Annotated in this window: 9 protein-coding genes and 1 pseudogene; 2 read left to right on the top strand and 8 right to left on the bottom strand. The window is 74.4% G+C overall.

What is annotated here, in order from left to right; genetic code table 11:
* Positions 1-36: 36 nt before the first annotated feature.
* Positions 37-666 (bottom strand): LexA family protein, encoded by a 630-nt coding sequence (locus RQM47_RS17255; protein WP_314009980.1) that lies wholly within the window; start codon positions 664-666, stop codon positions 37-39.
* A 259-nt stretch (positions 667-925) separates the two neighbouring features.
* Between RQM47_RS17255 and RQM47_RS17250 the strand changes: the two genes are divergently transcribed.
* Positions 926-1,939 (top strand): class I SAM-dependent methyltransferase, encoded by a 1,014-nt coding sequence (locus tag RQM47_RS17250; protein WP_314009978.1) that lies wholly within the window; start codon positions 926-928, stop codon positions 1,937-1,939.
* Between the two features lie 58 nt (positions 1,940-1,997).
* On the opposite strand, the pseudogene RQM47_RS17535 reads toward RQM47_RS17250, so the two are convergent.
* From RQM47_RS17535 to RQM47_RS17230, 5 genes and pseudogenes are all read right to left on the bottom strand, one after another.
* Positions 1,998-2,187 (bottom strand): annotated as a pseudogene (locus RQM47_RS17535) (glutaminase); the annotation flags it as partial.
* Positions 2,188-2,202: 15 nt separating this feature from the next.
* The gene (locus RQM47_RS17245) at positions 2,203-3,249 is read right to left on the bottom strand and encodes a DUF2911 domain-containing protein (RefSeq protein WP_314009977.1); all 1,047 of its coding nucleotides are present in this window, start codon (positions 3,247-3,249) and stop codon (positions 2,203-2,205) included.
* Positions 3,250-3,554: 305 nt separating this feature from the next.
* Positions 3,555-6,404, bottom strand: a complete 2,850-nt coding sequence (locus RQM47_RS17240; RefSeq protein WP_314009976.1) for an outer membrane beta-barrel protein — start codon at positions 6,402-6,404, stop codon at positions 3,555-3,557.
* An 81-nt stretch (positions 6,405-6,485) separates the two neighbouring features.
* Positions 6,486-6,959, bottom strand: coding sequence for a DoxX family protein (locus RQM47_RS17235; RefSeq protein WP_314009975.1), 474 nt, complete (start codon positions 6,957-6,959; stop codon positions 6,486-6,488).
* Positions 6,960-7,024: 65 nt separating this feature from the next.
* Positions 7,025-7,486 carry a Spy/CpxP family protein refolding chaperone gene (locus tag RQM47_RS17230; RefSeq protein ID WP_314009974.1) on the bottom strand — a complete coding sequence of 154 codons (462 nt, stop codon included), beginning with the start codon at positions 7,484-7,486 and terminating at the stop codon, positions 7,025-7,027.
* A 259-nt stretch (positions 7,487-7,745) separates the two neighbouring features.
* On the opposite strand from RQM47_RS17230, the gene RQM47_RS17225 reads away from it, so the two are divergent.
* The gene (locus RQM47_RS17225) at positions 7,746-9,476 is read left to right on the top strand and encodes a potassium/proton antiporter (RefSeq protein ID WP_314009973.1); all 1,731 of its coding nucleotides are present in this window, start codon (positions 7,746-7,748) and stop codon (positions 9,474-9,476) included.
* 32 nt (positions 9,477-9,508) lie between these two features.
* Here RQM47_RS17225 and RQM47_RS17220 read toward each other — a convergent pair whose 3' ends face one another.
* Together RQM47_RS17220 and RQM47_RS17215 are read right to left on the bottom strand one after the other, a co-directional pair.
* Positions 9,509-10,291, bottom strand: coding sequence for a LytTR family DNA-binding domain-containing protein (locus tag RQM47_RS17220; RefSeq protein WP_314009972.1), 783 nt, complete (start codon positions 10,289-10,291; stop codon positions 9,509-9,511).
* A complete protein-coding gene (locus tag RQM47_RS17215; RefSeq protein WP_314009971.1) occupies positions 10,284-11,483 on the bottom strand; it encodes a sensor histidine kinase in 1,200 nt (399 codons plus the stop codon). The genes RQM47_RS17220 and RQM47_RS17215 overlap by 8 nt, the downstream gene beginning before the upstream one ends.
* Positions 11,484-11,525 lie beyond the last annotated feature (42 nt).

Below are 11,525 nucleotides of genomic sequence, written 5' to 3'. Positions count from 1 at the left end.
GTGGTGGGAGGGTGGACGGTGAGCGCGCCGGGACGCTCAACGGAAGGTTTCGATGGCGAGCGCGGCGACCAAGACGCCCTGGACGCAGACCGCGCTCTTGGGCACGCGCTGGTCGGGGTACTCCGGGTTCCGAGCCACCAGCCGGACGTGCGAGCCGTCCTCGACCACGTGCTTCAGCGTGTTCCCCTCGCCCTCGACGTAGACCGAGCACACGTCGGCCTCGGTCGGGTCCACGTCCGGCCGCATCACGAGCGTCATCCCCGGCAGGAGCCCGGCGCCCGTCATCGACTCCCCGTCGACGACCAGGAGGTAGTCCCCCCGGCGCATGACCGGGACGAGGTCGGGGAGCGTCGCGACGAAGTCGTCGGCCTGGGCCTCGACGTCGGTGATCGGCCCGGCCGGGATCGTCCCGAGCCGGGGCCACGGCCGCGCCCGGCCGTGCCGCTCGCCCTCCGCCGTCAGCTCGATCCGGAGCGGGACGCCGCGGCCCCCGGACGTGAGCGCGACGAAGCCGGCGGCCTCGAGCTTGCGGAGGTGGGCGTAGACGGCGGAGACGCCCTTGAGCCCCATCCGCCCGGCGAGCTCGAGCCCGTTGGGGACCTCACCCGTCCGGCGGAGGGCGTCGTGGATGATCCCGAGGAGCTCTTTCTGTCGGGGGTAGAGCATTGTAGGGAGGGTGTGACAGGGAGGCTGTCAATTTACACCTTCTGGTGTCAATATGAACTCCGGGCGCCCAGAAAAACCCGCCGCCCGGTCCCGAGGGGGCCGCTCGGCGCCGCGTAAGCCGAACGTGGACAGGAGGATGGAGCCCAGGGAAAAAGTCGGACCCCGCGGCCTCGGACCCCGTGGGGGGCGCCGACGGCGTGACCCCCGGTGACACGCCGTCGTCGCCCCCCTCCCACGAACCGGACTCCCCGCACCGCCCATGACCCCCGACACCGACACGCGTACCCAAGCCGCTGGCCTCCGCCTCGCCCGGGCGGTCGAGCGCTCCGTCGAGCGCTCCCGCCCCCTGTCGTCCGCCGACCTCTTCGCGCTGGCGGCCGACGCCTGGGGCGGCACGCTGGCCGAGGGGGCCTTCACGCCCCGCGACGCCTACGACGCCGCCGAGCTCGGGCTCCACCTCCACCTGCTCCGCGCCGTTGGGCCGCTCCCGCCTGACCCCGGGGCGGCCCGCGACGCGCTCGCCGAGGTCGAGCGGCTCTCGGCGCTCCTGCCCAGCCAGACGCGCCGGACGGCGGAGCAGAACGACTACCAGCAGTTCTCGACGCCGGCCGCTTACGCGGGCCTCTGTGCGTGGGTGAGCGGGGTGGGGGAGGGGGACCGTGTGATCGAGCCGTCGGCCGGGACCGGCGCGCTCTGCGCGTTCGCGCTCGCCGCCGGAGCGACGGTCCACGCCAACGAGTTGTCGGACCGACGCGCCGACCTGCTGGCGACTCTCCTAACCGAGGCGGGCCAGGGTCCAGCCACACTCACACGTGAGAACGCCGACTACCTCGACGCCATCTTGCCGCCGTCCGTCCGGGCCGAAGTGGTTCTAATGAACCCGCCATTCTCTCAGACCGCCGGCCGGCTCGGGCGCCGCCGCGTTATGACCGTCGGGACGGACCACGTGCTTCAGGCGCTCCGTCGCCTCGACGCGGGTGGCCGACTGGTGGCCGTATTGAGCGCGGGCGTGAGGCGAGTGAAGCCGACGCACAGGGCGTTCTTCCAAGTAGTGGACGCCGACCCCTATCGGCTCCGGGCGGACATCGAGGTGGGTGGCGCCGTCTACCGCCCATACGGGACCTCCGTGCGCACGCGGCTCCTCATCGTGGACCGGGCGCTGGAAAACTCGCCAAGGTGCGACAGAGGGTTCGTGGAGGGCGTCGTGGAGACGGTGGCTGACGCCGCCGACCTGCTCGCTACGGCTCGGGCGTGTGTTCCTACACGTGGTTGACCTCGTCGGAGTGGGGTCACCTCGGTGGCCGGTCTCTGAGCATGAGGTAGTAAGCGCCTCAGAAGACCGACGTGCCGGTCTTGGTCGTCAGCAGTTCGAGGGCCACCGTTCCAGCGAGCAGGTTCCCCCTCGCCCCCAACCCCGGCGACCACACGGCCGCTAGGAAAGGGCCTGGAAAGCACGGCGACGATCCCGCCGCCGCTCTTCGCAGGAAGCCCCACGCGGTACGCGAAGTCGCCGACCTCGTCGAGCCCTGGGCGCCCCTATTCGACGCGGAACGGAACCGAGCGCGTCTGGTCGCCCCAGCGGACGACCAGGCGCCCGCCGTCGCCGTCGGGCTCGGCGACGATCTCTAACCGCTCGACCGGCTCCGCCAGCGCGTCGAGCTCGAACGGGACGCGGCCGAGGTCCCGGGCCGGGTCGTAGGCGTTGCCGTTCTGGCCGGTTTGCCCGTTCACGACGAGCACGCCGCCGTCGGCCTCGGGGACCGAGAACAGCGTCACGGTCCCGGCTGGAACGCGGACCGCGTCGGCGCCGCGACCGAACACGAGCGGCCGACTGGTGGTGAGGTGCGTCGCGCGGTCGGCCCCGGTGCGCCACACGCGGCCGTAGGGCACGACCGTGCCCCAGACCTGGCGCCCGCGCAGCGACGGCTGCCCGTGGTCGACGGTGATCTCCGCGCCCGCCACGGCCGACTGCGCTTCTGCGCGGCCTGAAAGCGGGCCGATCCCCCGGCCCGCCGCGTCGAGCGCGGCGGCACGACGCTGGAAGGCGTCGACGTCGAAGCCGGGCGCTCGCGTGACGACGAGCTTGCGGGTCGTCTCGGCGGCGTCGAGCGTGGCGAGCCCGCCGTCGGGGCCGAGCGTGACCGCCATCGGCCCGCGGAAGGGGTGGCGGACCGTCGCGGTCCGGCCGTCGCGGGTGACGGTGAAGTCGAGCACGGACCGCCCGGTCGCCATTGGCAGCGTCCCGTCGGTTCCGCGCCGGAGCGCGAGGTCGAACGGCGCGTGGGCGTACTCGACGAACGGGAGCGCGTCGGGTCCGGCGGCGAGGGCGCGCGTCGACGTGCCGTCGCCAACGCGCAGGCTGTCGCCGTCCCGGGTCATGCGCACGGCGCGGACCGCCTCCCCGCCCGCGCCGCGCGTCTCGGACGTGAACGCGAGCATCCGGCCGTCGGCGTCGAGGTCGAGCCTAGCCTCGGTCCGCTGCGTGGTCGGAACGCGTGTGACGAGCGTCACGTCGAGGCCGCGGGCGTCGCGCACGACGCGCTCGACGGCCACGGTGTCGGCGCCCAGGCGGGCCACGAACACGGTGGCGTCGGTGGCGGGAGGGGCCGGGCGCGGTGCGGTAGGCGCACAGGCCGCGAGGACCGCCGCGGCAGAGAGAACGAGGAGCAAGCGGGACATGGGCGAGACCGGTGGGGGCGAGATCGTACGCCCCGCCCCCCTCTGCGCTCCCGCACGCCGCCACCCGATCTCTCGGCTTCGGTCTAGATGGCTAGGGGGTGCCGCTCCGCCACGGCGCGCCAGCCGCGGCGAGGGGCACCCGGTTCGGTCAGGCACGCAGGCCCGCTGGCGGCCGACACCGAGCCGAACCGCCAGCGGGGCGGAGGGAGTCAGAGCCCGAAGTTGCGGAGCTTGTACGACAGGTTGAGCATGACGTAGCGGCCCAGCGTCGCCGTCTGGGCGTCCTGCACGTAGGACTCCGTCACCGTCCGCTCCACGTCGCGCTGCTGGTCGAGGAGGTCGGAGACGCTGAGGCTGACCTCGGCGAGGTCGTCCTGCAGGAACTTGTAGCCCACGCGCGCGCCCAGGAGCACCTGCGTCGGGTCGACGGTGTCGTCGAGGCCGGTGTAGTGGAGGGCGCGCAGGTCGGTGCCCAGCACCAGCCCGTTCCACGGCAGCCACGTCACCTTCGCCCCGGCCGAGTGGCGGACGTAGTCGGCGTCGAGCGTCGGCGCGGCCGAGTTGGAGACGGCCGTGTAGCGCGCGCCGTACTCCACCGACACGTCGACGCTCGAGCTGACAGCGCTCCCGAGCGAGACGCGGCCGTCGAGCCCCAGCTGGTCGGAGACGTTGTCTTGGCCGTCCACCAGTCCGGGGGTACGGGTGAAGCTGGGGCCGACCGAGACGTTCGCGTTGCTCCCCAAAAACGGCACCGGGCGGCCGTAGACCAGGAACGCCCGGGCGTCCCACGCGCCGTCCACGTTGACGGGCGCGAGTAGTTGGGCGCCCGCCGGAAGGACGGCGCCCGACGGCAGCTCGGTATCGACCAAGGCCGTCGTCGTGGAGGTGCCGATGGCGTGGATCCCGTAGGACCCGCTCACGAACGCCGAGAGCACAGAGCCCGCCCCAGCGTCGGTCCCGTTGAAGCGCGCCCGGAGCGTGTGCGTCGTCGCCGGGTCGAGGTCCGGGTTGCCCGTCGTGAGCAGCAGCGGGTTCGAGTTGTCGACCACGCTCTGGAGCTGGGTCGCCGTCGGCGTCTGCGTCCGGGCGCGGTAGTCGAGGTCGAGCCGCTGGCCCTCGCCGAGCGGGAGCCGCACGCGCGCCGAGGGCAGGACCGACCAGAACGAGCGGTCCACGTCGAACGACGTCGCGGCCGTCTGCTCACCCGTCAGGCGTTCGTTCTGGACGTCGAGGCCGACCTGGGCCGAGACGGCGTCGCGCCCGCGCGCGCCGTACCGGTACGAGATCCCGCCGCGCTGGATCGCCGACCGCTGGGTGAACCGGCTCGTGTAGGCGGCGTCGGGGACCGTGTAGGCGCCCGTCTCGTCCGCTGTGAACGCGAGCTGGTCCGACGTGCTCGACGACCACTCGGGCCGATAGCTGAGCTGGACCTGGCCCGGCCCGACCGGCTCGGTGTAGCGGACCGTCGCGCCGACCGACCGCGCGCGTGCGTCGGTGTCGAACAACTGGTCGGAGGCCGAGGCGGTGACGGCGTCCGAGAACGAGTCGAGCGTCGTCGTCTGCTGGCTCGTGCCCGTCTGGTCGTCCACGTCCGCGTCGACGCCCACGGTGAGCGTCCGGCCTGGGGCGGCGAACCGGTGGCGGAGCAGGACGCGGCCTTGGGCCGAGAGCGCCCCGGCGTCGACGGCGTCCGTCGTCAGGCTCCGGGCGAGCGTCTCGCCCGTCGGCGTCGCCGTGAGCCCGGCGAGCGTGCCCGCGGTCTCGTTGCTCTGCGCCGTCAGCCGGGGCTCGACGATAAGCTGCGTCCGGTCGGACACGTCGTACTGGGCGCGGAGCGCGAGCTGGTGGTTGGTGTTGGTCCCGTCCGAGGCGTCGGTCTCGGCGTAGCGCTGCGTGACGGCGTCGCCGGTCGTGTAGTCGCGCGCCAGCGTGGCGTCGAGGTCGGTGTCGGTTTGGTTGTAGACGTAGCTGCCGGTGACGGTGAGGGCGCCGTCCAGCAGCACGTCCGAGACGTTGACGCCGACGGCGTTCGTGGTGTTGAGGCCGTCCTGGTCGGCGACGAGCAGGTTGCTCACGTCGGTTCCTCGACCGGGCCGTCCGCCACCGCCCGGGCCACCACCGCCCGGAGGAGGGCCGCCGCCGGCGCGTCCGCCGCCGCCGCCCCGGCGGCCCGACGTGGAGCCGACGACGCCGAGCAAGTCCTCGGTCGCGAAGTTCTGCTGGTCGACGTTGTTGGCAAGTGCAACGACCGTCACGCGGCGGTCGCCGTCGAGGACGGTCGCGTTGCCGCCAGCGAGGTACTCGCCGTCCGGCCCCGCCCCGGCGTAGGCGCGCCCGAACTGGCCGTTCCGCATGCCGGCCCGGGTCACGATGTTGACCGTCTTCTCGGCGTCGCCGTCGTCGAAGCCCGAGAACCGTGAGGCCTCGCTGGCGCGGTCGAAGACCTGGATCTCCTGCACGATCTCGGCCGGAAGCGTGCTAAGCGCGCCCTGCACGTTGGTCCCGAAGAACTCGCGCCCGTCGACGAGCACGCGCTGGACGGTCTCGCCCTGGGCCGACACCTCGCCGTCCTCGACGATCACGCCGGGCAGCTTGGCGAGCAGGTCGCCCGCCGTCGCGTCCGGGTTGACCGGGAAGGCGTCGGCGTTGAACGCCGTCGTGTCGCCGCGGACCTCGACGCGCTGGCGGGCCGCGGCGACTACGACCTCGCCCAGCGCGGCGGCGTCGACGGCGAGCGCCAGCGGGCCGAGCGCCATCGGCCCGCTCACCGTCAGCTCGCGCTCCAGCGGGAGGTACCCCACGAACGAGACGCGGAGCCGGTAGGCGCCCGGCGCGACGGCGAGTCGGAACGATCCGTCGAGGCCAGTCGCCGTGCCCGTCCGCGTGCTATCGGGTGTCGCGCGGATCAGGATGACGGTCGAGGCCGGTAACGGCTGGCCGTCGGAGGCGTCGACGACCGTGCCGGTCACGGTGGCGGTCGTCTGGGCCGAGGCGCCGGGGGCGAGCGCGGCGACTAGGCCGACGCAGAGTGCCAAGCGGCGGAGCGTGAGGGGGGACATGGGATCGCGGAAAGGGGCCGGCCCCGGGTCTCCGGGACGGACGGTGGAAAAGAGGGGACGGCACCGGTGCCGTACGGCTCGTCAGGGCTGGCCCGTCACGGGCGAGGTCGCAATGCGGCGCCGGAGCGCGGCGTCGAGGCTGTACCGGCCCGCGCCGAGCACGGCGAAGACGAGCGCGATCACGCCGTAGAGCAGGCCCAGCTCGAGGTCGCCGAACGCCTTCCCCGCGTTCGCCGCGAGCGTGACGACGGCCATGGTGCCGGCGACGAGGGTTGCGGCCGGGCGCGTCAAGAGCCCGAGGGCGAGGAGCAGGCCGCCCCCCAGCTCTGCGGCGGTCGCGCCCCAGGCGAAGAGCTCCGGGGCCGGGAAGCCTAGCGCGCCGACCGTCTCGACGAAGCCGGGCGAGGGCGGGACCTTGCCCAGGCCGTGCCCGAGGGCGAGGGAGAGGCCCGTGACGACGCGGAGGACGAGGAGCGCGGCGTCGGCCGAGGCCTCACGCGGGGTGGCCCCGATGAGGACGTGCAGAGCCGACGCGGAGCGGGAGAGGACGGTCATCGGGGCGGACGGAAAGAGGGTCGGCCCCGGGTTCACGGGGCCGACGGTGGGAGAGGAGGTGCGGGCTAGCGGTTGCCGTTCCGCCGGCCGTCGCCGCGCCGGCCGTCGCCGCGCCGGCCCTCACGGGACGCGCGGAGCGCCTGGTAGCGCTCGAGCTGGGCCGGCGTCAGGACGGCCCCGATCTGGCGGTCCATCTCGGCGCGGCGGGCCTCCCGCTGGGCGCGCGTCGCCTCGCGGTCGGCGCTGTCGCGCTCGCCGCGCTCCGGCCGGCCCGCCTTCTGGGCCTCGAAGAGCGTGCGGAGCTGGGTGGCCTGGGCGTCGGAGAGGTCGAGGGCCTCGTCGAGGTGGGCCACGCGCTGCTCGGTCCGGTCCCCGTCGCCGCGCGGGCCGCGGGTCTGGGCCTCGGCGGCCTGGGGCAGCGCGAGGAGCCCGGCGAGGGCGACGGCCGCGGTGCCGAGCGCTCGTCGGAGCGTGACGGCCGTCCGCTGGCGGGCGGTCTCGTGAGTCTGGTTCGTATGCTGAGTCATGGGTCTGGGGGGATGTGCGGGGGGTGCCCGCGTGGTGTGGGGGCTCAACGGCGGCGTTCGGGGCGTCGATGCAGCCGGATCGCCGACGTGCAGCCTGGCGACGTGACCTGCAGCCCCGGCCCGCCGGGGCATCGCCAGCGGGGCACGGCGTCCCTAGATTTCCCCCCGCGGCTTCCCTCCGGTCGTGCTCCCCCGCGTCTTCGAGCGGCCGGTCCAGAGCGAGACCGGCCGGGCCTGCGGGACATCCACTCTTCCCGCTGTGCCCTCCGTCAACGCCGTCCTCTTCGTGGCAGGGCTGCTGCTCCTCTTCGGGATCGTGTCGAGCAAGCTCTCGGCCCGGATCGGGATGCCCGTCTTGGTGCTGTTCCTCGGGGTCGGGATGCTGGCCGGGTCCGAGGGCCTCGGCGGCGTGGCCTTCGAGGACTACGAGCTCGCGAACGCACTGGGGAGCGTGGCCCTCGCCTTCATCTTGTTCGACGGCGGCCTGCGCACGTCGACCGGCGCGCTCCGGAGCGCGTGGCGCCCGGCCCTGTCGCTGGCGACCGTCGGCGTCCTGGTGACGGCGGCGGTCACGGGGCTCGCGGCGGCCTACGTCCTGGGGCTCTCGACCGTCCACGGCTTGCTCTTGGGGGCCATCGTGGGGTCGACCGACGCCGCGGCCGTGTTCTCGGTGCTCCGGTCAAGCGGGCTCGCGCTCCCGGAGCGGCTCGGGGCCACGCTCGAGGTCGAGAGCGGGTCGAACGACCCGATGGCCATCTTCCTCACCCTGGGCCTCGTCGGCGTCCTGACCGGGACGGCCGCCAGCGCGGGGTCGCTCGCGTTGCTGTTCGCGCTCCAGTTCGGCGTCGGGGCCGCCGCCGGCGTCGGGGTGGGGAAGGGGGCGGCGTGGGCCGTCGAGCGGGTCCAGCTCGACGCCCCCGGGCTCTACCCCGTGCTCGTGACGGCGTTCGGGCTCTTGGCGTTCGGGCTGGCGGCCGTCCTGGGCGGGAGCGGGTTCCTGGCGGTGTACCTCGCCGGCATCGTGTTGGGCAACAGCCCCATCGTGTTCCGGCGGGGCATCTTCATGTTCCACGACGCCGTCGCGTGGCTCGCCCAGATCGCCCTGTTCGTGCTCCTGGGGCTCCTGAGCTTCCCCAGCCGCCTCCTCGCCGTGGCCGGCCCGGCGCTCGCCGTGGCGGTCGTCCTGATCGTGGTGGCCCGCCCGCTCGCCGTCGCGCTCTCGCTCGCGCCGTTCCGGTTCACCCTGCGCGAGGGGGCGTTCGTGTCGTGGGTGGGGCTGAAGGGGGCCGTCCCCATCACGCTGGCGACGTTCCCGCTCCTGGCCGGCGTCGACGGCGCCGAGGCCCTGTTCGACGTCGTGTTCTTCGTCGTCCTGGTGTCGGCGGTGAGCCAGGGGTGGTCGCTCCCGGTCGCCGCGCGCTGGCTCGAGATCGGCCGGCCCGCCGACCCCGCCCCGCCCGTCACCGTCGAGCTCCACGCGCTCCGCCACGTCGACGGCGACGTCGTGGACTACACGGTGGCCCCGTCGGCTCGGGTGGCCGGCCAGATGCTCCGCGACCTCGTGCTCCCCGACGGCGTCGCGGTCACGCTCGTCGTCCGCGACGGGGCCGTGGTGGTGCCCCGAGGCGGGACGGCGCTCCGCACCGGAGACCACGTGTTCGTCGTTGCCCGGACCCAACTCAAGCCGCTCGTCGACCGGCTGTTCGACCCCGAGGCGCGGACGCCGCCGCTGGCGCCGGGCCTCACGCTCGCGTTCCCGGCCGAGACCACGCTGGGCCAGCTCCACCGGTTCTTCGGCCTCCCAGGTCCGACGTGGTCCACCGACACGGTCGGGGACCTGCTCGCGGACGCCGGGGCGTCGGACCATCTCGGTTGCTTCCACGTGGCGCACGCGGGGGACCCCGAGTTCGTCCAGGTCACGTATGCGCCCCAAGAGGCCCCGGTTGGAGAGGCCCCCGAGACCGTCAGTGCGGGGCCGCCCGGCGAGTAGGGGCGCACCGGGCCGGGCGCCCCGGGTCCGGGCTACTGGCCAGTCAGCCTCGCCTCCAGGCTCTCGCGGCGCCCGCGCGCGACGGCCAGCCGCGTCCCGTCGTGGAGCCGGACGGCGTAGTCGCCCTGGCGCCCAACGAGAAGCGACTCGACCCGGTCGAGCCGGACGATCGTCGAGCGGTGGACGCGGGCGAAGAGGGCCGGGTCGAGCCGGTCCTCCATCTCCTGCATCGAGTCCCGGACCAGGAACGTGTCGTCGCCCGCGTGGACCTCGACGTAGGCGTCGGCCGCGGCGACGTAGTCGACGTCCACGACGGGCACGTAGCGGACCCGCCCGCGCGACTCGACGGCGATCCGGGCAGGGTAGGTCGGCGCGGGTGTCGCGGCGGTCAGGAGCGCGCGGAGCCGGTCGTCGAGGTCGCCGCCCGGAGCGTCGGCCTTCCGAACGGCCTCGCGTGCGCGGCCGAGCGCCTGGCGGAAGCGGTCGGCGGCGTAGGGCTTCAGGAGGTAGTCGACGGCCGCCAGCTCGAAGGCCTCGACGGCGTGGCGGTCGTAGGCCGTCACGAACACGACGGCCGGCATGGCCTCGGGGCCGACCTCGCGGAGCACGTCGAGCCCGGTCATCCCCGGCATCTGGACGTCGAGGAACACGAGGTCGGGCCGGAGCGCGCGGACGAGCCCGGCCGCTTCGGCGCCGGACCCGGCCTCGCCGACCACCTCGACGTCGTCCTCGCGAGCCAAGAGGTCGAGCACGCGTTGGCGGGCGGGGGGCTCATCGTCGGCGACGAGGACGCGGAGGCGTGAGGGGTCAGGCATCGGGGGCGGAGGGCGGGCGGACGGGGATCTCAACGACGGCGACGGCCCCGCCGTCCGGCCCGCGTTCGAGGCGGAGCGCGGCGGCGTCGCCGTAGAGCGCGTGGAGCCGGTCGCGCGTGTTGGCGAGGCCGACCCCGGTCCCGCGCACGAGCCCGTCGGGGCCGGGTCCGTTGTCGGCGATGGCGAGGCGGAGCTGGGTGCCCCCGCCGGCCGCCTCCTCGCGCTGCGCCGTCACGACGATCCGGCCCTGCGCGCCGACCAGGCGGCTCACGCCGTGCTCGACGGCGTTCTCGACCAGCGGCTGGAGCACGAGCGGGGGGACGGGCACGCCGAGCGCGGCCGGGTCCACGTCCTCCTCGATCGCGAGCGTGTCGCCGAACCGGGCCTGCTGGATGGCGAGGTAGTCGCGGAGGAGCGCGAGCTCGTCGGCGAGCGGGACCTCGGGCCGGGCGTCGCCGTCGAGCACGCGCCTCAGGAGCGCCGCCAGCTGGGCGAGCATGGTCTGGGCACGCTCCGGGTCGCGCTCGACGTAGGCGCTCACGGCGTTCAAGGCGTTGAACAGGAAGTGCGGGTTGAGCTGCATCCGCAACGCCGAGAGCCGGGCGTCGGCGAGCTGGCGCGTGAGGTCGGCGCGGTCGGCCTCGAGCCCGGCCCGCTCGGCCGCCAGCCGGGCCGCCTCGGTCTCGCGGTCGACCGCCCGGACGGCGTAGTCGCGCGCGAACCCGGCCGCGAGCACGCCGGCGTAGATCACGAACTCGTCGACGAAGAGGAGCCGGCGGACGGCGCCGAGCGGGCCGGGGGCGCCCGGACCCCTCCTGGGTCTCCCGCCCAGCCGGCCCGGGAGTTGGTCGAGCACGCCGACGTCGACGAGGCCCCCGAGCAGGGCCTGCCGCCCGGCCTCGACGGCGGCGGCGAGCGCGAGGCCCACGGCGACGAGGCCGACCAGCCGCCGCCACACGTGCCCCCGCTCTAGGGGCGACCGGCGGGCGAGCGCGAACACGACCGGCGTGAGCGCGATCCAGACTGCGTACTCGGCGACGGTCCCGACGACGCCGCTCGGGGTCAGGGCGACGAACCCGAACGGGCTCATGGCCCGGCGGACGAGCAAGAGCCCGGTGAGCAAGACCCAGAACGCCGTCGTGGCGGCGAACTCGGCGCGGGCGGACCAGGGGGCGTGGGCAGAGCTGGACATGACGGGGCCAAGCTAGAGGATCCGGCCCGGCGCCCCGCAGCG

The sequence above is a fragment of the Rubrivirga sp. S365 genome (assembly GCF_032248475.1).
GTDB classification, from domain to species: domain Bacteria; phylum Bacteroidota; class Rhodothermia; order Rhodothermales; family Rubricoccaceae; genus Rubrivirga; species Rubrivirga litoralis.
Note: the sequence above shows the minus strand (reverse complement) of the source record. Positions and strands in the feature narration are given on the sequence as shown.